The 19,482-nt window shown below is 69.4% G+C and carries 21 protein-coding genes; 13 read left to right on the top strand and 8 right to left on the bottom strand.

All coding sequences use genetic code 11. The annotated features are described in order from the left end of the window. Positions 1-13: 13 nt before the first annotated feature. From JOD54_RS28670 to JOD54_RS28680, 3 genes are all read left to right on the top strand, one after another. On the top strand, positions 14-1,123 hold the full coding sequence (locus tag JOD54_RS28670) for a sensor histidine kinase (RefSeq protein WP_204455071.1): 1,110 nt from the start codon (positions 14-16) through the stop codon (positions 1,121-1,123). Next, positions 1,123-1,764 carry a response regulator transcription factor gene (locus JOD54_RS28675; protein WP_307860365.1) on the top strand — a complete coding sequence of 214 codons (642 nt, stop codon included), beginning with the start codon at positions 1,123-1,125 and terminating at the stop codon, positions 1,762-1,764. The genes JOD54_RS28670 and JOD54_RS28675 overlap by 1 nt, the downstream gene beginning before the upstream one ends. A gap of 70 nt (positions 1,765-1,834) precedes the next feature. Continuing rightward, positions 1,835-2,443, top strand: a complete 609-nt coding sequence (locus JOD54_RS28680) for a DUF2306 domain-containing protein (RefSeq protein WP_204455072.1) — start codon at positions 1,835-1,837, stop codon at positions 2,441-2,443. Between the two features lie 700 nt (positions 2,444-3,143). On the opposite strand, the gene JOD54_RS28685 is transcribed toward JOD54_RS28680, so the two are convergent. Next, entirely contained in the window at positions 3,144-4,250 is a 1,107-nt protein-coding gene (locus tag JOD54_RS28685; protein ID WP_204455073.1) for an NAD(P)/FAD-dependent oxidoreductase, read from the bottom strand. Positions 4,251-4,375: 125 nt separating this feature from the next. Further along, complete coding sequence (locus JOD54_RS28690; RefSeq protein ID WP_204455074.1) at positions 4,376-6,187, bottom strand: ATP-binding protein; 1,812 nt, start codon at positions 6,185-6,187, stop codon at positions 4,376-4,378. Positions 6,188-6,353: 166 nt separating this feature from the next. Between JOD54_RS28690 and JOD54_RS28695 the strand changes: the two genes are divergently transcribed. Both JOD54_RS28695 and JOD54_RS28700 read left to right on the top strand, forming a co-directional pair. Next, entirely contained in the window at positions 6,354-6,830 is a 477-nt protein-coding gene (locus JOD54_RS28695) for a DUF4383 domain-containing protein (protein WP_204455075.1), read from the top strand. A gap of 68 nt (positions 6,831-6,898) precedes the next feature. Beyond that, a complete protein-coding gene (locus JOD54_RS28700) occupies positions 6,899-7,660 on the top strand; it encodes a discoidin domain-containing protein (RefSeq protein WP_204455076.1) in 762 nt (253 codons plus the stop codon). On the opposite strand, the gene JOD54_RS28705 is transcribed toward JOD54_RS28700, so the two are convergent. Then, entirely contained in the window at positions 7,657-8,193 is a 537-nt protein-coding gene (locus JOD54_RS28705; protein WP_204455077.1) for an HD domain-containing protein, read from the bottom strand. The two genes, JOD54_RS28700 and JOD54_RS28705, sit on opposite strands and share 4 nt — an antisense overlap. A 145-nt stretch (positions 8,194-8,338) precedes the next feature. On the opposite strand from JOD54_RS28705, the gene JOD54_RS28710 reads away from it, so the two are divergent. Beyond that, entirely contained in the window at positions 8,339-9,139 is an 801-nt protein-coding gene (locus tag JOD54_RS28710) for a class I SAM-dependent methyltransferase (protein ID WP_204455078.1), read from the top strand. Here the strand turns inward: JOD54_RS28710 and JOD54_RS36165 are convergent. Both JOD54_RS36165 and JOD54_RS28720 read right to left on the bottom strand, forming a co-directional pair. Further along, positions 9,078-9,638, bottom strand: coding sequence for a PCC domain-containing protein (locus JOD54_RS36165; protein WP_504739773.1), 561 nt, complete (start codon positions 9,636-9,638; stop codon positions 9,078-9,080). The two genes, JOD54_RS28710 and JOD54_RS36165, sit on opposite strands and share 62 nt — an antisense overlap. Further along, a complete protein-coding gene (locus tag JOD54_RS28720; protein WP_307860366.1) occupies positions 9,595-10,593 on the bottom strand; it encodes an asparaginase in 999 nt (332 codons plus the stop codon). The genes JOD54_RS36165 and JOD54_RS28720 overlap by 44 nt, the downstream gene beginning before the upstream one ends. 518 nt (positions 10,594-11,111) lie before the next feature. Between JOD54_RS28720 and JOD54_RS28725 the strand changes: the two genes are divergently transcribed. Then, positions 11,112-11,570 (top strand): NUDIX domain-containing protein, encoded by a 459-nt coding sequence (locus tag JOD54_RS28725; RefSeq protein ID WP_204455080.1) that lies wholly within the window; start codon positions 11,112-11,114, stop codon positions 11,568-11,570. Here the strand turns inward: JOD54_RS28725 and JOD54_RS28730 are convergent. Together JOD54_RS28730 and JOD54_RS28735 are read right to left on the bottom strand one after the other, a co-directional pair. Continuing rightward, positions 11,558-12,286, bottom strand: a complete 729-nt coding sequence (locus JOD54_RS28730) for an MBL fold metallo-hydrolase (RefSeq protein ID WP_204455081.1) — start codon at positions 12,284-12,286, stop codon at positions 11,558-11,560. The genes JOD54_RS28725 and JOD54_RS28730 overlap by 13 nt on opposite strands. 3 nt (positions 12,287-12,289) lie before the next feature. Further along, positions 12,290-13,570, bottom strand: a complete 1,281-nt coding sequence (locus JOD54_RS28735; RefSeq protein ID WP_204455082.1) for an NsdA family TPR-like regulatory protein — start codon at positions 13,568-13,570, stop codon at positions 12,290-12,292. A gap of 235 nt (positions 13,571-13,805) precedes the next feature. Between JOD54_RS28735 and JOD54_RS28740 the strand changes: the two genes are divergently transcribed. The 6 genes from JOD54_RS28740 to JOD54_RS28765 all read left to right on the top strand — a co-directional run bounded on the left by JOD54_RS28740 (position 13,806) and on the right by JOD54_RS28765 (position 17,594). Continuing rightward, entirely contained in the window at positions 13,806-14,957 is a 1,152-nt protein-coding gene (locus JOD54_RS28740; protein ID WP_204455083.1) for a radical SAM protein, read from the top strand. Continuing rightward, complete coding sequence (locus JOD54_RS28745; protein WP_204455084.1) at positions 14,954-15,556, top strand: 3'-5' exonuclease; 603 nt, start codon at positions 14,954-14,956, stop codon at positions 15,554-15,556. Before JOD54_RS28740 ends, JOD54_RS28745 begins: the two co-directional genes overlap by 4 nt. Positions 15,557-15,573: 17 nt before the next feature. Next, a complete protein-coding gene (locus tag JOD54_RS28750) occupies positions 15,574-16,161 on the top strand; it encodes an AAA family ATPase (protein ID WP_204455085.1) in 588 nt (195 codons plus the stop codon). 240 nt (positions 16,162-16,401) lie between these two features. Beyond that, entirely contained in the window at positions 16,402-16,662 is a 261-nt protein-coding gene (locus tag JOD54_RS28755) for a hypothetical protein (RefSeq protein ID WP_204455086.1), read from the top strand. 84 nt (positions 16,663-16,746) lie between these two features. Beyond that, positions 16,747-17,178, top strand: a complete 432-nt coding sequence (locus tag JOD54_RS28760; RefSeq protein ID WP_204455087.1) for a hypothetical protein — start codon at positions 16,747-16,749, stop codon at positions 17,176-17,178. Continuing rightward, a complete protein-coding gene (locus JOD54_RS28765; protein ID WP_204455088.1) occupies positions 17,175-17,594 on the top strand; it encodes a helix-turn-helix domain-containing protein in 420 nt (139 codons plus the stop codon). The genes JOD54_RS28760 and JOD54_RS28765 overlap by 4 nt, the downstream gene beginning before the upstream one ends. A 354-nt stretch (positions 17,595-17,948) precedes the next feature. Here JOD54_RS28765 and JOD54_RS28770 read toward each other — a convergent pair whose 3' ends face one another. Next, positions 17,949-19,472, bottom strand: coding sequence for an MFS transporter (locus JOD54_RS28770; RefSeq protein WP_239573544.1), 1,524 nt, complete (start codon positions 19,470-19,472; stop codon positions 17,949-17,951). Positions 19,473-19,482: the final 10 nt, after the last annotated feature.

Here is a 19,482-nt window from a genome sequence, read left to right on the forward strand (position 1 = left end):
GTACACTGGGCTCGTGCTCGATATCGTCCGCTCGCTGTGGCGGGAACCGCGCCCCACCCCGGTGCCGCCGCTGACGTGGTGGGACAAGATGCTGATCGGGGTTCTGGTGCTGGCCGCCGCGCTGGAGGGCCTCTCGCGCCAGCAGTACGCCTCGACCGCCCTGGCGGTCGCCCTGGCCCAGCTCCTGTGGTGGCGGCGGGACCGGCCGCTGCTCGTGGTGGTCCTCGCCTTCGGCACGTGCGCGGTCGCCTCGGTGGCGCTGGACCGCAACTTCCCCGACCTGACCGCGCTGGTCTACCTGCTGGTCCTGCCGTTCTCGCTGTACCGGTGGGGATCGGGTCGGGAGGCCGCGCTGGGGTCCCTGGTGATGGTGGGGCAGGTGGGGCTATCGGTGTTGCTGGGGTACCAGCGGCTGCCGGACGCGCTCGCCGGGACCGGGGTGCTGGCCGCGGCGATGGCGCTCGGCGCGGCCGCCCGGTACCGAACGCGGTACCGGGCGCGGGAGTTGGACCAGGTCAAGCTGGTCGAGCGGGAGCGGTTGGCCCGCGACCTGCACGACACGGTCGCCCACCACGTGTCGGCGATGGCCATCCGGGCGCAGGCGGGCATCGCGATGGCCGCGGCGGACCCGGGTGCGGCGGTCGCGGCGCTGCGGGTGATCGACGCCGAGGCGGGGAAGGCGCTGGAGGAGATGCGCGGCATGGTGCGGGTGCTGCGCGCCGACGAACCGGCGGAGCGAGCGCCCGGGCACCGCCTCGACGACCTGCACCGGCTCGCGTCCGACGGCCACCCGGCGGTGTGCGTCGAGGTGATCGGCGACGCTTCCGGCCTCCCGTCACCGATCGGCGCCGCGGCTTACCGGATCGCGCAAGAGGCCGTCACCAACGCCAGGCGGCACGCGAAGAACGCGACCCAGGTGCGGGTCCGGGCGGACGTGGGCGCGACGGCGGTGCTCCTGCGCGTCACCGACAACGGCGACCCCGCAGCTCCCCGTCCCCCGGGCTTCGGCGTCACGGGCATGGCCGAACGCGCTACCCTGCTCGGCGGCACGTGCACGGCGGGCCCGGATCCCGACCGCGGGTGGACCGTGGCGGCGACATTGCCCACAAAGGACGGTCGCTAGTGGACGGTGATGTGCGGGTCGTGGTGGCCGACGACCAGGAGATCGTGCGCACCGGGTTGGCCATGATCCTGGGGGCGCAGCCGGGGATCGAGGTCGTCGGCGAGGCGGGCGACGGCCGGGAAGCGGTGGAGGTGGTGCGGGCGCTGCGGCCGCACGTGTGCCTGATGGACATCCGGATGCCGGGACTCGACGGGATCGAGGCGACGCGCGAACTCGCCGACGAGGTCGCGGTGGTCGTCATCACGACCTTCGACCTGGACGAGTACGTGTACGACGCGCTGCGAGCGGGAGCGCGGGGATTCCTGCTCAAGAACGCGGGTGCGGACCTGCTCGCCCAGGCGGTGCACGCGGCCGCACGGGGCGACGCATTGATCGCGCCGAACATCACGGCGCGGCTACTGGGCGCGTTCGCCGCGGGGGCGCCATCGACCCCCGCGCAACCGGTTGCGCCGTTGACCGACCGGGAGGAGCAGGTCTTGGCCGCAGTGGCGCGCGGGCGGACCAACAACGAGGTCGCGGCCGAGTTCCACATCACGTTGAGCACGGTGAAGTCGCACATCGCCAGCCTGATGACCAAGCTGGGCGCCAGGAACCGGGTGGAGATCGTGATCTGGGCGTACGAGACCGGCCGGGTCAGGTAGCCGAAAGTACGACACGGGGATCGTACCCAGCCCTGATGTTACTGGCGGCTGCGCGCGCCACGATTCCCTTGTGCTGAAACACATCCGCGTCCCCATCGCACTCCTGCTGCTCGGCGCCGTCCCCATCGCCGCGGGCGCCTTCCGGCTGACGAAGCTGACCGGCCCAGCCACCGAAGAGGGCGCCCGCTTCGCCGCCGCACCGATCCCGATCGTCCTGCACATCGTCGGCGCCACGGTGTTCACGGTGGTCGGCGCCTTCCAGTTCGCCCCGAACCTGCGCCGGTTCGCCTGGCACCGGATCGCGGGCCGGCTCGCGCTCCCTTGTGGACTGATCGCGGCGCTTTCGGGGCTCTACATGACCATCACCTACCCGCACCCAGCCTCCGACGCGCCGTTGTTGACGGTGTTCCGCCTGATCTTCGGCACGATCATGGCGGTCGCGCTCGTCCTCGGCCTGTTGGCCATCCGCAGGCGGGACATCGCCGGGCACCGGGCCTGGGTGATCCGCGGCTACGCGGTCGGCATCGCGTCGGGAACGCAGGCGGTGGTGACCTTGCCGTGGTTCATCGCCTTCGGTGAGCCCACTCCCTTGCCGCGTGCGCTGCTGCTCGGGGCGGCGTGGGTGCTGAACCTGGTGGTGGCGGAGGCTGCGATTCGGCGGCGGGCGCGATGCTGTTGAGGGTTGTCCACAAGGTGCTTGGTTGTGCACAGGGGCTTCTCGCTGGTCCTGTTCTGTCGGTGCGCTTCGGTAGGATGTGCATCGGGGGCTTCTGAATCGGGTGATCTTCGTTGGACGCCTCGCCTGCGGCATCGGGGTCGGTCCGTGGTGGTGCGGTGGGCTCGATGGGGCGAACTCGGTTTGCGCGGGGCCCCTGCGCCAGCCGTGGTAGGACCGCAAAGCTGGGGCCGAAGAGCATGGCCCTATCCGCGCTGAAACGCTACGACTGCCGCCACCCCACGCAAACCGAGTCCGCCCCATCGAGCATGGGGTGGGCGGCTTCCGGGGAGCGGTGGTTGGGCTGGCGGGCTGACTCGGTGGGCTGGGGTGGCGGGGCCGGTTCGTGGTGGTCCGGTGGGCTCGATGGGGCGAACTCGGTTTGCGCGGGGCCCCTGCGCCACCCGTGGCAGGACCGCAAAGCTGGGGCCGAAAAGCATGGCCCTGCAGCGAGGCAAGGCTACGGGCACCGCCACCCCACACAAACCAAGTCCGCCCCATCGAGCATTGGGTGGGCGGCTTCCGGGGAGCGGTGGTTGGGCTGGCGGGGTCGGCTCGGTGGGTTGGGGTGGCACCAGCGGCTTCCGAGTGTCCAATGGTCGGGCTGGTGGGGTCCGCTCTGTGGGCTGACTCGGTGGCTCGGGGGCTGCGGTGAGGGTGGGTGCTAAGCCAGGAAGCGTTCGTAGCGGAAGGGGGCTAGGGCCTCGTCTTGGGGGTCGCCCAGGGCTTCGGCGGCCACCAGGTCGCCTGCGTGGACGCTGAGGGTGGTGCCGCTGTGGGAGACGGCGAAGTGGAATGTGGGGAGGGTGGTTACTCGGCCCAGGACCGGGAGGCCGTCGGCGGGGATGGGGCGTTCGCCTACTCGGACGCTTTCCACGGTGGCGTCGCGAAGGCCTGGGTAGAGGGCTCGGCCTGCGGCGACCACCCCCTCAACGGCGGTCGGGTCGACTTCTGTCTTCCCGGCGGTGACGCGGGCGGCGGAGTCTATTTCGTGGGTGTGCAACAACAACCGCCCGCCGCCGTCGGGGCGTAGGTGTACGTGGGGGGCGTGGACGACCCGGGACACGGAGACGGCTACCGGGGAGGTGTAGATGAGCACGCCGAGGGTGTTGCGCATGGGCAGCGTGAGACCGGCCAGTTCGGCGATGCGGGCGGCGTGCGGTCCGGCGCAGTTCACGACGGCGTCGGCGGTGAGGCTTTTGCCGGAGGTGAGCCGGATCTTGACCGTCGTGTCCACGTCGAGGTCGATGGCGGCGTCGTCGCGCAGCAAGCGGGCGCCTCGGGACAGGGCGGTCGCCAGGAGGTGTCCGATCAGCCGGGTCGGTTCGACCCAGCCCTCGTGCGGGAAGTAGGCGATCTCCCCCGTCGGCAGGCCCGCCGGGTTGATGTCGGGCTCCAGCGCGACGACCTCCGCTTTGGTCAGCCACCGCGCGCCGTACCCGTACTCGAGGACTCCTGCCACCTTCGCCCGCAGCCGCTCCAGGCCCACCTCGTCGGCGGCCCACTCGAGGTTGCCGCCCTCGTGGTACCAGTCGGAGTGCGGTGCCGCCGCGGCCAGCCGCTGGTGGGCGGCCATCCCGGCGACGCTGAGGTCGTGGTAGCTGCGCGGCTGCTTGCCGCACGAGTTGGTCCACGAGAAGGTCGCCCCGGAGGTCCCACCGGCGGGCGCGCCCGCTTCCACCACGGTGACCCGGGCGCCGCGCTTCGCCAGACCAGCCGCGACCGCCGCCCCGTAGACCCCGGCCCCGATGACCACCACATGCCCGACCATGGCGCATCCCCTACCGACGACGATTCCCCCCTTTGCTTACCGACGCGCCAGCGGGAGGGACAACCGCCAGCCGGGCAGTCCTGCACCACGACAGGATGACGCCCGGGCGTTGGCGGACAAGGGGTTCAGCGGGTGTAGCCCCGGGCCACCGCGAGGCACGCTTGCGCGACCAAGGCGTACTCGGCCCGGATGGCCGTCATGTCCGCCGGTGAGCCGCCCGCGTTGTGCTCGAGGGTGAGGAAGAGTTCCGCGAGCGCGGTCGCACCGATGTTGGCCGCGGACCCCTTGAGCGTGTGGGCCTGGGTGACGACCGCTTCGGTGTTAGCCGTTGTCAGGGCGGCGGCCAGGGAGTCGAGCGCCGCCGGGGTCTTCGTCGTGTACGAGGTGAGCAGCTGCGCCAGGAACTCCACCTCGTCCGCGGGCGGGTTCGGGCCGGAGATCTCCTCGAGCCGGTCGCGGATCGCCGTTTCCCGGTCGGGGGCAGGCAGGGTCAGCACAGCTGCGCCGCCGGAAGCGACCCCGGACAGGGCGGCCACCAGATCGGGTACGCGGACCGGCTTGGCGAGGTGGTCGTCCATCCCCGCGGCCAGGCACGCCGCGCGGTCCTCGACCAACGCGCTCGCGGTGAGCGCGACGATCAACGGCTGCCGCTCGGCTGGGAGTTCCGTGCGGATCAAGCGGGTGGCGTCCAGCCCGTCCATCACCGGCATGCGGACGTCCATCAGGACGACGTCGTAGGGGGCGCCGCGCAGGGCCTGGACGGCTTCGTGGCCGTTGGCGACCGTGTCGACGTGGTGGCCCAGGCCCGCGAGCATGAGGCGGGCGACCTTCTGGTTTATGTGGTTGTCCTCGGCGACCAGGACCCGCAGCGGCCCGGTCGGTGCTGTGGTCGGCGCGGTGCGCGGCGCGACGGCTTCGTCCGAGGAGACCTCGAGCAGTGCGGTCAGGGTGAAGGTGGACCCGACGCCCGCGATGCTGCTGACGGTGAGGTCACCGCCCATGACCGCGGCCAGGCGCTTGCCGATGGCCAACCCGAGGCCGCTGCCGCCGTAGGCGCGGGTGGTGGAACCGTCGACCTGGCTGAACGGGGTGAACAGCGTGTCGAGCTTGTCGGCGGGGACCCCGACACCGGTGTCGCGGACGGTGATGCGCAGCCACACCCGGCCCGCGGGCGCGGGGTGGACGTCGACGGTGGTCTCGATCTGGCCGCGTTCGGTGAACTTGACCGCGTTGTCGAGCAGGTTCACCACGACCTGCCGCAACCGGGCCAGGTCGCCCACCAGCCGCGCCGGGCCGTCACCGACGACAACGACCCTGGTCCGCAACCCCTTGTCCGCCGCGGCGGCGGCGACCAGCGCGGCGGCGCTGTCCACCAGTTCCCGCACCTCGAAGGTGACGTGCTCCAGCTCGCCCTCGCCGGACTCCAGCTTCGCGAAGTCCAACACGTCGTTGAGGACACCGAGCAGTGCGGTGCCGCTGTCGCGCACGGTGTGCACGAGGTCGCGTTGCTCACCGGTCAGGGTGGTGTCCAGCAGCAGGCCGGTCAGGCCGACGACGGCGTTCATCGGCGTGCGGATCTCGTGGCTCATCGTGGCCAGGAACGCCGAGCGCGCCGCCGTGGAACTGCGCAGCGCCCGCGCCGACGAGTCCAGCGCCGCGGCCATCCTGGCCAGTGCGGCGGGCCACGTCACCGCGGGTACCCGGACATCCGGTTCGCCAGCGCCCATCCGCGCCGCGGCCTCGGTGACCGCGCGCACACCGGCGCTGACCTGCCGTATCGCCTGCCAGGTGTGCAGCCCGACCAGCGCGGCCGCGGCGACGCACACCCACATGACGACGGTGCCGGTGGTCGGCTCGAACACCGCGCTCGCGACGACCACCACCAGGGCCAGACCCGCCAGGGCCAACCCCGCGCTGACCAGCCGGTATGCGGACATGCGGGGACCCGAGCGGTCCTCCGCACCCTGCAAACCATCCGTGGTCACCCCTGCGATATCGACACAACGGGCAGGCGGATGAGGCCGTCGCACGGCCGAGTGCACTTCACAGCGCGCGGGTTTGCCCGCCGCGACTGGTTGGTAGCCGAGGGTGGAGGAGGTCCACATGTCCACCGCACACCACCTGCCCCACCGGTTCCCGCGTGACGCCACCACCGTGCTGCAACCGGTCCGCTCCGCCGCCGCCCTCGTCGCAGGCGGGTTTCTGCTGGTCGGGGTGCTCGGGTTCGTCCCGGGTGTGACCAGCGGCGAGCTCACCTTCGCGGGCCACCACAGCGGCGCCCTGCTGTTGGGCGCCTTCGCGGTGTCGGTGCTGCACAACCTGGTCCACCTGGCCTTCGGCGTCGCGGGATTCGCGATGGCCCGCCGCGACGGCGGGGCGCGCGAGTACCTGCTCGTCGGCGGGCTCGTCTACCTGGCGCTGTGGGCCTACGGGATGCTCATCGACCACGACAGCGCGGCGAACTTCGTGCCCGTCAACAACGCCGACAACTGGCTGCACCTGGGCCTCGGCGCGGCCATGGTGCTGCTCGGGATGATCTTCGGTGTGCGGGTCCGGCGCACCCCGATGGACCTGGGCTAGCCGGAATCCGTTGCGCGGCGGGAACTTTGCCCCCTCGGGCAGAGTTCCCGCCACACACTGTCCGGCCCATGATCGACACGGCTAGCTTGGCGGCACCACGAGGAAAGGACGCCCCGGTGCGCTTGCCCGCCAAGAAGCAGCTGCCCGCCGCGCTCGCGCTGGCCGCCATCACCCTCCTCGGCACCCTTGCCGCCACGGCCGCCGCCACCCCCTCCGGTGGCGCCGCCCCCGCGCAGCCCGCCAGCTTCTCGCCGTACCCCACGACGTCCTGGTACTACCCGACCGGGCCGTGGTCGTCGTCCACCTACCCGACCACCGTGCCTTCGACCACAGTGCCGTCGACCACCACGACTGTGCTCCCGACTACCACGGTGCCGCCGAGCACCTCCCCCACCTGGTTCACCCCGTCGGAGAACATCCCGCCACCGCAGCCGGGAGAGGACTACGCCCGCGGCGGCACCGCGATCGCGTCCTCCTCCGACATGGCCCCCGGCCTCATCATCGACGGCAACCCCGACACCGCCTGGTCACCCGCGATCGGCCGCAAGACCACCGACACCCCGGAGTGGGTCTACGTGCGCTGGCTGCACTACCGCGAGGTCAGCCGGGTCGTCGTGCACACCTCGCTGCGCGACTTCGACATCCAGGTGCTCAACCAGTACGAACAGTGGTGGGACACGGTGATGACCGTCAACTACGCCAACACGACCACGTTCACCGCGCTCTTCACCCCGCGCATCGCCCGCGGCGTGCGGATCGTGGCCAAGGTCGGGCCACCGGGGCACCCGAACCTGGTGCGGGTGAACGAGATCCAGGCGTACACGAGCTAGAGGCGGCTCTCTACGCGGTCGGCCACCTCGTGCAGGTACGGACCGCGGAGGTGGTGGGCGCGGGCGTTGGCCGAGTCGCTGCCGTGCCGCGCCAACATCTCCGCCAACCGGCCGCGCAGGGTGACGGGACTGCCCCCGGGGTCGGTGGTCTGGTCGGCGTAGGCGAGGGCGTCCGACAGCGGGCTGTCCTCGTGCGGGTACGGCGCCATCAGGTGGCCGAGACCCTGGGCCTGCGCGGTGAAGCGGGCCCCGGAGTGGTGGGCCACCAAGGCGACCAGCCGGGGCGGCCACCCCAGCCCCGCCAGGTGCCTGGCGCCGTCGACCGGGTGGAAACCGGTGTCGCGGGCCGCGTACCCGATGTCGTGCAACCAGGCCGCGGCGACCAGGACCTCCCGCTCGGCGGGGTCGACAGTGCCCGTGAGCTCCCCGGCGCGGTAGGCGACACCGATCGTGTGGTGCCAGCGGGTGCGCATCGGGAACAACAGGCTCGCGGCCAGATCGACCGCCGCGACAACCAGAGCCGGGTCGGGCACTGACCCAGACTGCCCAACCGACGGGTCCGGTCAGCGGCATGATCGTTAACTCTGGTGGCCGCCCCCGTGAACGGTTGCCCACCCGGCTCTCACGCCGAGGGTGAACCGGTCCCCGCCGCGCCGCCGCTGAGGGCACGGTGGTCACATGGGCCAAGGATTCAGCGGCGAGGTCGCCGACTACTACGACCGCTACCGCCGGGGCTACCCCGCCGAGGCGATCGACGCGGTGGTGCGGGCGTTCGAGCTCGACCGGGACGACGTCGCGATCGACCTGGGGTGCGGGACCGGGCAGGTCGCCGTGCCACTCGCTTCGCGCGTGCGGGCGGTCGTCGGCCTTGATCCGGAGCCGGACATGCTCCTGCGCGCCGCGGCGCACGCGGCACCGAACGCCAGCTGGATGATCGGCCGGGACGTCGATCTACCCGCGTTGCGGGCTCTCACCGGCCCTGTGGGGGTTGTGACGGTGGGACAGACCTTGCACTGGATGGACCACCCGCGGTTGTTCGCGGAGATCCCGGCCACTGTGCGGCCTGGGGGTGGGGTGGCGGTGCTGACCAACGGAACACCTCTGTGGCTGCAGGAGACGGAGTGGTCGCGCGCCCTGCGGTCAGTGCTGGAGGAGTGGTTGTCGACTCCTCTTACCGCTGCGTGCGGGACTGATGAAGGTAGCCAGCAACGGTACTTGGATGCGATGGCCGAGGCGGGTTTGGCTTGCCACCGCTTCGAGCACACGTATTCGGCGCCGCTCGCGCTATCGGAAATCGTGGGCGGGGTGTTCTCGGCGCTGTCCGTCGACAGGCTGCCGGGGGCAGCGGGGCGGGCGGAGTTGGCGGAGCGGGTTGAGCGGGCGCTCGGGGGCGGGCCGTTCGAGGAGTTCGTTCGGGTCACGGTCTTGGTGGGACGGGTCGCGGAACCCGGTTTCCGGACTGGTGGGGCGCGCCGGTGATCGGCGGGCGGCGGACATCGGGAAACGCAAGATCAACCGAACGAGCAGCTCCGGTTTCCAGACTAGCGGGCGCGATGGCGGTGAGAGGGTGGCGAAACCTGGCCTGTGGACAGGTGAAACCGTTGTGGATGAGGGCAATCCCTCGCCAGGGTGGGTATCTGGTGCGAGCCCGCGAGGAAGGCGACGACAGGCGTTGGCTGGGCGGTTCCCACGCCAGTGTGCCGCCGCCGAAGGCTTCGGCGTTGGTGAGGTGGACTTGGCTCCACACGGGGGCTTGCGGGTCGTCGAGTTTGTCGCAGGTGCCGACGATCTGGGCTTCGGCGAAGCCTGCGATGAAGCCGGGGATGTATCCCTGGCGGAGGTTGTTGTCGCGGCAGAACTGGTCGAGGGCTTCGAAGAAGTCGTCGCCGTGGTCGAAGGTGACGGCGAAGCTGCGGCCGAGGGTGAGTTCGTGGCTACGCATTCCCGCTCCCGGTGAAGACGGCACGGATGGTGTCATGGTCCTGGCCAGTGGCCAGCAGGCGATGCAGCAGGATCCGAGCCTTGAGCGGGTCGTGGAACCCCGCGGGGATGAGGCCGCGGGCCAGCAGGTCGGACTCGGAACCGGGGAACGCATAGGTGTGCGTGAGCACAGAACCGGCGCCAGTGCGGGAAGCCAGCACAACAGGCTTGGTGGCAGCCAGTTCGGTCAGGATCTCGACGACGCCGACGGGTACATGGCCGGCTCCGAACCCTGCGACGACCACGGCGTCGAAGTGGTTGGCGGTGGCGCGGAGCAGGGTCCCGGTGTCGCCGAGGGTGATGCTGACCAGGCCGACCTCGACTGGATGGTCAGGCGTGCCCTGGACTGTGACGCGACTGGTCGGTCGGTTGAGGATCCGGGGTTGGCCTTCGACGAGGTAGCCGAGCGGACCGCCGTTGGTGGAGGCGAAGGTGTGGCCGCTGGTGGAGTGCGTCTTGCGCGCGCGAGCGGCGGCGTGGATCTCGTCGGCGAATACCACCACCGCACCCAGACCTCTGGTGGCGGCGCTGGCGGCGGTCTGGATCGCGGCGAGCAGATTCGCGGGCCCGTCAGCGCCTGCCATGGTGGGGTTGCGCATCGCGCCGGTGACCACGACCGGTTCCGGGCCAGTGTGCGCGAGGTCGAGGAAGAACGCGGTCTCCTCAATGGTGTCGGTGCCCTGCGTGACCACCACGCCGTCCGCGCCCGCGGCCAGGTGCTTATCGATCGCAGCGGCCAGCTCGTCGAGGTCGTTGAATGACAGTGAGGCCCCCGGCACGCGTCGGAAGTCGATCACCTCGACATCGATCCCGGCCTCGGCGAGGCCCGGTACCGCTGCCACGAGTTGCTCCGCCGAGAGCGCGGGAACGACACCGCCGCTCGGGGTGGAGGTCATGGCGATGGTGCCGCCGAGGCCGAAGACGACCACGCGTGGCATCTGGGTGTCTGGCACTGCACATCCCTGTGGTTGGTCTGGTCTGACGTTAGTACCGTAGCCAGTGCACACGCTCGGTGATCGATGCTGATCTGGCGGTTGCTGCTAGCTTCGGCTTGTGTCGCGAGATGATGAGGGCGAGCCGAGCGCAGCCGCGGTCGTGTTGGCTGCCGAGGTGCGGCGGCTACGCCGGGAGCGTTCGGGCCGACCAACGTCGCCATTCACCGCGTCAATACCGCGACCGAACTCGACGACTTCCAGACCGTCCTCGACGCCAAGCCCCTGGACAACGCAGCTGTGCCGCTGGAGCGGCGCACTCGATATCTGATCGACATCGCCCGCGCCCAGAGCCTCACCGGCCGTCGTGACGAGGCGTTGTCCTCGCTGTTCGCGGCGGAGCGGGACGCGCCGGAGCACGTGCGGCAACACCATGTGGCGAGGACGGTGGTGGCGACCTTGGTGAGGTCCGCGCGCGGCAAGCCCAGCGCGGGCCTTCATCGACTCGCTCAGCGATTCGAACTCACGGGGGCACGATCATGATCAACCCAGCCGACTTGTTCGCGACTCCCCGGCTCGCAGCAGGCGCCTTGTTCGTCAACGGCAACGAGATCCTGTTGGTGCGCAAGACCTACGGCAATCGCTGGGACATTCCCGGCGGCTACGTCGACCGCGGCGAGTCCCCCGCTGACGCCTGCGAACGCGAGATCCGCGAGGAACTGGGCCTCACCCGCACCGTTGAACGGCTATTGGTGCACGACTGGGCACCCAACGGCCCAGAGGGCGACAAGATCCTCTACGTCTTCGACTGCGGCCCTCTCGGCGACGACGAACACCGCATCCAACTCGACGGCACCGAACTCGACAAAGCCGAGTGGGTCCCCGTCAACCGGCTTGGCGAGTACCTCATCCCCCGCCTCGAACGTCGCCTTGCCCAAGCTTTCCTGGCCTACAGCGGCACCGCACCCCGCTACCTGGAACACGGTCAGCCCCGCTGATCCGAACTCCACAGCCAGCCCGGCTCAGCGATCGTGGTCGCCACGCCCGGCGTGGTGGGCAGGGCGTGGGGATCCAGTGCCAGCGCGAGGTGGGTGAGCAGTAGCCGCTTCGCGCCAGCTGCGATCGCTGTGTGGGCTGCCTGCTCAGGGGTGGTGTGGTAGCGATTGGGCGATGCGGTGCCCGCTTCGCACACGAACAGATCGGCGTCACGGGCGAGGTCGGTGAGCGCGGGGCACGGCTCGGTGTCACCTGAGTACGCCAACCGCGCGTTAGGGCCGTCAATGCGGACACCGAAGCCGGGTACTGAATGCTCGACCGCGCGTGCGGTCAGTGTCAGTGGCCCGTAGGCGGCCATGTGGTGATCACAGAGTTCGTGAATCTCGAAGATGCCGTCGACCAAGGCAGAGTCGCCAGTGAGCATCTGATCGAGCCGCCGCGCCCACCCAGGCGGCCCGTAGACGGGGATACGGGGCGCATTCTCGGTGTTGAGCGCCCAGTTGGACCAGGCGAGCAGGTCGGCGCTGTGGTCGGGATGCAGATGCGAGATCCACAACGCGGTGACCTCGCCGGGGTCCAGATAGGTCTGGAGGGCGGCGAAGGTGCCGGAGCCACAGTCGAGGACGACGTAGGTGTCGCCCTCACTGACCAGGTATCCCGAACAGGGCTGCCCTGGGCGAGGGTAGGGGGTTGCGCAGCCGAGCACGGTCAGGTTCACGGGTTAGCCCGCCAGGACCGTGTGGGTGGCGAACGCGTCCAGCTCATCCGCCCACGCACGGGCGACCGGATCAGCGTGGAATGCCGCGGTGGCCAGGTCGCTTCGGAGGTCGCGCACCCTGCGCCGCGCACCTTCCAGACGGCGGGTAGCAGGCATGGTGAGCACGGGTTCGGCGACAGCGACAGCGGCCTCCAGCTCGCCACGGCCTAGGTGTGTGGCCGCCAAGTCGAGTCGGGTGACGGCGATGACCGCGTAGTCGAACGCACGGTCTCGTTCGTAGCCGTCCAGGGCTTGCTCCAGGTGGGTTTGGGCGTTGTCGTGGTCGCCGATCCACAGGTAGGCCCCACCGAGGCAGCGTTGGAGGTTCATGTCGGTGAACAGGACAATCCCGGTCTCGTCGGCGCGCGCCTGGTCGGGCACCTGAATCTCTGCTGTGCGCCGCAGGGCAGCGACGTCACCGAGACGGGCCAAGGCGCGGGCTCGCATGGCGATGGCGCGTGAGGCGCTCGATCGAGTGCTGGCCAGCTCCAGAGCTTCAGCCGCGAACTCGTCGGCTGTCCGCCATTGGCCTGCCCAGTACGCGATGGCCGACTGCACGCTGCGCACCCAGGATCGGAGCTCGTCGTGGTCGGCGAGCTCGGCCAGCTGCCAGGCGCTGCGGGCATGGTCCTCGGCGGCGGCGTACTCGCCGAAGAAGTCGCTGTCGGCGATCGCCAGGTAGCCGCAGGTCCGCGCGGCGAGCGCGTGCAACCGACGTGCCTGCTGCGGCCATCGCGGCTGGTCAAGCAGTCGGAACAACTCGTCTCGGATACTTCGACACCGCGCCACGACCGCGGTCGGCGCATCCTCCAAGAACTCGTTCGCCAGGCGCAGCACCTCCGCCTCCAGTTGCTCCAGCACGGCGCCATGCAGCCCATGACCACCGTGACGACGAGCGAATCTCACCGCCTCGCCCGCGGCCGCGCGTACGGTGTCAAACGGCACCGTTGCTGTCAGGGCACCGGGTATGACGGCGATGCGGGATTCACGTTGACTTGTGCGAACCTGTGCCGTCACCTCCCGCAACTCAATCAACGCGCCACCTGCGGCGAGCGCATGGTCGATCGCCTTGATCAGATCCGCTGACGGGAGACCCCCGGGTCGCTCGGCCAGGGACACGTACTGCCGGGAGTAGCCGACCTGCGCTGCGAGCTGGGCGTGGCTGAGTCCGGCTTCCTTGCGTCGTGCCCGGATCTCCCCGGCGAGGCCAACGGTAGCCCCGGCATTCGGCATGACGTGTTCCATCGTTGATCTCCACGGTCAAGTCGGCTCTCGTCTTGCAGCATAGGCATGCCTGGTAGCGGCTCGGGGGCGCTGTCGACGATGCGCCTCCGCTCAGGAGGCAAATCGGCGCGCATGCTGGTTGCGCCCTTGTTGCCTCCTTACCGCCGTGCTCGCGGTCTTGCTCGAATGAGCGGACCAGAGGTCTGTGAGCACAGGAAGCGGGTCCATCGTGACGATCACTCGACAGACAGCGGGGATGCGATCCCTGCCCGTGTTGAGCGCGACGCAACGGGCTGGATTGCGGCCGGAGTTGTTGGAGGTGATCGAGTACCGCAAGAGCGGGTTGAGCCTGAACCACGTTGTGGGGTGCCCGTTGGATTGTGGGTATTGCGTGCGGCACTTGTTCGACAACTTCGCGATGAAGGTCCCCCGCGCGTTGATGTCCGACGAGGACGCGGTCGACCTTCTGGTGGGGCACGCGCACTTCCAGGCGCACGTCACCCCGGTGCAGATCTTCAACCGGGCCACGGACCCGATGCTGCCGGTGGTCAAGCCGCACACCCTCGCCACGTTGCGGCTGTTGGACGAGCGTGGGTTGACCAATCACGTGCTGGTGATCACCCGGTGGCGGGTCACGGAGGAAGACTGTGCGGCGCTCAACTCGTTGCGAAACATCAAAGTCACCTTGTTGGTCACGTGGTCGGGTATCAACGACGACAGGATCGAGCCAGTCGACTCGACCATCGCCGCGTCGTCGTTGAAGATCGCGTTCGAGCACGCGGATCGGTATCGGGTGGTGTTGTACTGGCGGCCGATCGTGCCCGGCCTCAACGACACCAACGAGCACCTGTCCACAGCTCTGGTCGACCTGAGCCGACATGCGCACGCGACGGTGTTCACGGGGTTGTTCTTCAAGGACGAGATCCGCGACTACTACCGGGCCCACGGGCTGCCCGAGCCCTACGAGGACGGGGCACGGCGCAAGATCTTCCCTCAGGACCCGGAGCGCCGGATCCTGGCCGCAGCGGGAACGCGGGGACATGGATCGCCGTTGTTCCGCAAGACGAGCTGCGCGGTGGCATATGCGCACACTGTGGCGGACTACAACGGGCACTTCGGTATCCGCGAACTGTGCGACATCTGCCCGGCCACCCAGTTGCAGCGTTGCGCGACCGCGTGGACGCGGCCCGCGGAAGGCCCGGTGGCCGCGTTGGCGGAGGACCTGGGCGGGAGGTTGGTGGAGATCACCGATCGGGCGATCGTGGTACAGGGGTTGGACGAGCAGCGCCGATATCGGATGCAACATGGGCTCGGCTTCCAGGTCCATGATGTGGCCAAGCCGCACAAGCCACGCAGGCATGGCCGAGCCGACATTGGCTGGGCCTCTAATACGCAGGAGGAGTCGTGACCCATCCCATTCCACGGGTGCTGGCCGGGCAACGCCTCACGGTCGTGGATGTCGAGGGCAACGGCGGCCAGCCACCGGAGATCGTCGAGATCGGCGTGCTCGCACTAGATCAGCCATTGCACCCGTCGCGCGTAGCGACGTGGTTGGTGCGGCCGAGGTTGCCGATCAGTTCGGTGGTGACGCGCAAAGTCCACGGCATCAGCAACGCCGATGTCGCCGACAGTCCCACCTGGCAAGAGGTAGCCGACGAGGTCACGGGTGTGCTGGCCGACCGGGTGATCGTCGCGCACAACGCCGCGGTGGAGCAGCGTGTGCTGGCCGCGCACCTTCCGGGTTGGACACCGCCGTTGGTGCTCGACACTCTTCGTCTGGCCAGGCATGTCTGGCCAGACCTGGACGGCTACGGCCTGGATCGCCTCATCGTCCACACCGGTGTCAACCCCGGGGAGTTTCCGGGTCAGCGGCACCGCGCTGGTTTTGACGCGTGGATGACCGCACGTCTCCTGGCCACGCTGGCGGAGCACTGCGGCGACTGGTCTGTGCTGGTGCGTGTCGCGGCGTTGCCCGGCTTCGACGTGACCGAGGGGGGATTGTGGTGAGTGTCGAGCGTCCAGTCATGATCGGCGTGCTGGGAACGCATTCCACCGGCAAGTCCACGTTCCTCGCGCGGCTCGCGCACGAGCTGCGCCGTGACGACATCCAAGTCGCCACCGTGGCGGATCTGGGTGAACAGGCGCAGCGGATCGGGTTGCCGATCCTGTTCAACCACACCTATGCCTCCACTCTGTGGTTCATCACCCGCGGTATCAGCAACGAACTCGAAGCCTGGCTGCACGCCGACGTCGTGCTGGTCGACCGCGCCGTCCCGGACGCGCTCGGCTACTACCGCGCCGCCTACGCCTACCGCGGCGAACAGCCAGACGCGGCGGCGGTCGCGTCCCTGGAGTCGCTGGTCCGCTCGCACAGCGCCCACTACGACCTGCTGCTGCGGACCACCTTGGATCCTGTTTTGCCGTTGGGGGTCAACAAGCGTCGCGACCCGAACCTCGACTTTCGCGCATTGGCCGACCGGCACGTCAACCAGGTCCTGCACGATCTCGATCTACCGCACGACCTGTTGCCCTCTCACGGTCACCAGACCGCCCTCGATCGCGTCGTCGCGTTCACCAGCGCCCGGCTCGCCAGCGCGGGAGTCGGATCATGAGCGCCACGAGAGACCAAGTGAACACTCATACCCCGCCCCCATGAACGAGCGTGACTGGGCGGCCGTCGGACACTGCATCAGCCAACGACTGGCCGAACTCGAGTGGACACAACACGAACTCGCCGCCCGATCCGGTGTCGCCAAACCCGCAGACCAACACCACCCCGTTACCGCAAAGGGTTTCTCAGATTCACCACCACCCGACACCACAGTCGCGTGGATCAGGCATACGACGGAAACATGAGGTTCCACCCCGTGCAGACGCCCACGGTCGACATCTACGCCAAGCTCGCCACCGGCTGCTCGATGACCTACGAGAGCAGCGCCCCGGGCGAGATCGAGTTCACCCTCGGCGGCCGCGTCGACGGCGCCATCATGCTCACCTTCACCGACACCGCCCTACAACAGTTCCTCACCCTGGCCACCACAGCCATCAACGAGAACCCGACCACCGCATCATCGAACGGCACGGTCACCGCGAGCGGACACACCACCGCATAAGCAGCCATCCGCTTCCTCGCCCCGACCACTCACTAGCTCCCCGACTCGTCATCGCCCGAATCCCCACCCTCTGGACCCCCTGACATGCCCCACAGCACCGGGAACTGGGCCGATGTGGCCGCACTCATCCAACTCCGCATGACCCAAATCGGCATCACAGAACCACAACTCGCCCTCCGGTCACGCGTGTCCCTCACTGTCGTCAAAGAACTCGCCCGCAACACCAAGCAATCCAACCGCCACCCCCTCACACTCTCCCGACTCTCACGCGCGCTATGCCTCGACCTCGACCACCTCCGAGAACTCGCCTACAGACCCGACCCCGAACCCCACCACGTGGCCCTCGGCGAACTTCACCACGCCGACATCCCGCCCGCCCTACGCGACCTGATCACCGACATCGTGGACCGGCTCGACACCGCCCCACACGACATCCGCGCCGAACACGCCCGGATCGTCGCCGAATCCGTCCCCACCGGCCACCACGAACAGCCCGCCGACACGCCCACCGGATGAACCGACCCCACACCGGATGGCACGCGGTCGCACGCGCCCTCGACCACCGCCTCCGCGAACTCGGCTGGCGCCAACGAGAACTCGCCACCCGATCCCAAGTCTCCCAAGCAGTCATCCGGGAACTGCAATACAACACCATCCAGCGCAAACGCAGCACCCGAACCCTCGAAGCCCTCTCCACCGCGCTCGATTGGCACCCCCACCACCTCACCGCCATATACGAGGGCAACGAACCACCACACCACGACCAACCCGAATACCAAGACCCCGTAGCAACGCGACTAGACGACATCGAACACCGGATCGACACCCTCGCCGACACCCTCCACCAAATACGGATAGACCTCGCGATCCTCCTGCACCGCACCCGCAAGACCCCGCACGGTGGAAAGCGCAACACCCCTGCGGACGACTGATCGACACCGCACGAACCCGCCCCGAACAAGCCACTTCGGGTCCAGCACGACGAGGACGCGCTCGAGCAGATGTTGGACGGGCGGAGACTCGCCTAGACCTGGAGGCGGTACGCCGACACAGGCGTGGTCAACCCGGACTCACCTAACGCCACAGCGGTCACCCGCTCCACCGTAGCGAAGCCAGCGGACGCGCGGATCCGGTCGCGGTCGTGCCGTGCTGGTGGAGCCAATAGGCGAGTGCGGGCCCAGCGATGCTGGCGCCGGAGATCAGGACGGCGCGGGACGTGGGTGTCCTCCTCGAGGAGTGGCGGCGGGGCCTGATCATGGGCACCGGGTGGTGACCGGTGCCCATGATCAGCGGGAGCCGTCGGCGGTCCGGGGCGCTGGCGCGGCGCTCGCCAGCGTGGTGTCCGCGTCCACGATGTCCGCCGGTGTCGTGGTGTCGGTATCGGCGGCGAGGTCCGCGTCGTCGGGGCGGGCGCGACGGGGGAACAGCGGTGAGATGAGCAGGAACAGTCCGATGACGATCGCCTGGACCACGAGGGCGTCACGGAAGCTCTCGGTCGCCGCACCGCTGAGGGCGCCTGCGAAGAACACGGTGCTGAACACCGCGACACCGACCGAGCCGCCGATGGACTGGACCGCGGACAGGACGCCGGAGGCGGAGCCGACCTCATCGTCATCGACGGCGCCGAGCACGGTGTTGAACACCGCGGCGATCACGATGCCCGCGCCGATACCGGCGACAGCGCTGCCGGGCACGATCTGCCAGATCGTGAAGTCCGTGGTGTCGGCCAGGGCGAGCCACAGCCAGGCGACACCGGCGAACTGGACGATGGCCCCGGCTTGCAGCACCCTGCGGCCGAGTTTGGCGGCGAGCAGGCCTCCGCTGATGCCGCCGCCGACGGCGGTTCCCAGTGCGACCGGGAGGTTGCCCAGCCCGGCCTGTCCGGCGGTGAACCCCTGGCCGATCTGCAGGAAGAACGTGAGCACCAACTGGGTGCCGATCAGCCCGCCGAAGAACAACGCGACCGCGACCAGTCCGACGGTGAACGCGGGTTTGCCGAACAGGGCCGGGGTGACCAGCGGATCGCGGTCCAGGCGCACGACCCGGCGCTGCCACAGCGCGAATCCGACGTAGCCGAGCGCGGCGGCGGACAGCGAAAGCCACGTCCACAACGGCCATCCCGCGGCCTGTCCCTCGTTGAGCGGAAGGACCAGCAGCGCGGACGCGGCAGCGACAAGCACGGCTCCGACGACGTCCACGCGCAGCGTCCTGGTCCCGCCGCCGCGGGGCACCAGCCGCCAGGCGAACACCAATGCCACTAGACCGACCGGGACGTTGACCAGGAACACCAGCCGCCAGCCGAGACCGAACAGGTCCCAGTCGACCAGCGCGCCACCCAGTACCGGGCCAAGGACACCGCCGAGCCCCAGTACCGGCCCGAAGATCGCGAGGGCCTTGGTGAGGTCGCGGGGAGCCAGGTTGTCGCGCAGGATGCCGAGGCCCTGCGGCAGCATCATCGCCCCCGCCACACCCTGGACGAGGCGGAGGGTGATCAGCAGGCCGACGCTCGGCGCGATCGCGCACAGGAGCGACGCGACGGTGAAGGCCACGAGGCCGAACAGGAACATCGGGCGGCGGCCGTAGCGGTCGCCGAGCCGCCCGCCGAGCACGAGGCCCGCGCCGAGGGTCAGGGCGTAGCCGCCGATCACCCACTGCAAGCCGACCGGGCTCGAATCCAGCGACTTCTCCAGCGACGGGCCCGCCACGTTGACGATCGTCGAGTCGAGCAGATCCATCAGCTCGACGACGAGCACCGTGGCCAGCAGCCACCACACCGCCTTCCGCGACATCTTCTTCTCGGGTACAGACATGATTTTCTCC

Origin of the sequence: Actinokineospora baliensis (assembly GCF_016907695.1) — a bacterium.
Taxonomy (GTDB): Bacteria; Actinomycetota; Actinomycetes; order Mycobacteriales; family Pseudonocardiaceae; genus Actinokineospora; species Actinokineospora baliensis.

What these genes read in the sequence shown, in the direction of transcription:
- JOD54_RS28685 (WP_204455073.1), bottom strand. Translation starts at nt 4,250, where the DNA reads ATGGTCGGGCATGTGGTGGTCATCGGGGCCGGGGTCTACGGGGCGGCG.
- JOD54_RS28690 (WP_204455074.1), bottom strand. Translation starts at nt 6,187, where the DNA reads ATGTCCGCATACCGGCTGGTCAGCGCGGGGTTGGCCCTGGCGGGTCTG.
- JOD54_RS28695 (WP_204455075.1), top strand. Translation starts at nt 6,354, where the DNA reads ATGTCCACCGCACACCACCTGCCCCACCGGTTCCCGCGTGACGCCACC.
- JOD54_RS28700 (WP_204455076.1), top strand. Translation starts at nt 6,899, where the DNA reads ATGATCGACACGGCTAGCTTGGCGGCACCACGAGGAAAGGACGCCCCG.
- JOD54_RS28710 (WP_204455078.1), top strand. Translation starts at nt 8,339, where the DNA reads ATGGGCCAAGGATTCAGCGGCGAGGTCGCCGACTACTACGACCGCTAC.
- JOD54_RS36165 (WP_504739773.1), bottom strand. Translation starts at nt 9,638, where the DNA reads ATGACACCATCCGTGCCGTCTTCACCGGGAGCGGGAATGCGTAGCCAC.
- JOD54_RS28725 (WP_204455080.1), top strand. Translation starts at nt 11,112, where the DNA reads ATGATCAACCCAGCCGACTTGTTCGCGACTCCCCGGCTCGCAGCAGGC.
- JOD54_RS28735 (WP_204455082.1), bottom strand. Translation starts at nt 13,570, where the DNA reads ATGGAACACGTCATGCCGAATGCCGGGGCTACCGTTGGCCTCGCCGGG.
- JOD54_RS28740 (WP_204455083.1), top strand. Translation starts at nt 13,806, where the DNA reads ATGCGATCCCTGCCCGTGTTGAGCGCGACGCAACGGGCTGGATTGCGG.
- JOD54_RS28750 (WP_204455085.1), top strand. Translation starts at nt 15,574, where the DNA reads ATGATCGGCGTGCTGGGAACGCATTCCACCGGCAAGTCCACGTTCCTC.
- JOD54_RS28755 (WP_204455086.1), top strand. Translation starts at nt 16,402, where the DNA reads ATGAGGTTCCACCCCGTGCAGACGCCCACGGTCGACATCTACGCCAAG.
- JOD54_RS28760 (WP_204455087.1), top strand. Translation starts at nt 16,747, where the DNA reads ATGCCCCACAGCACCGGGAACTGGGCCGATGTGGCCGCACTCATCCAA.
- JOD54_RS28765 (WP_204455088.1), top strand. Translation starts at nt 17,175, where the DNA reads ATGAACCGACCCCACACCGGATGGCACGCGGTCGCACGCGCCCTCGAC.
- JOD54_RS28770 (WP_239573544.1), bottom strand. Translation starts at nt 19,472, where the DNA reads ATGTCTGTACCCGAGAAGAAGATGTCGCGGAAGGCGGTGTGGTGGCTG.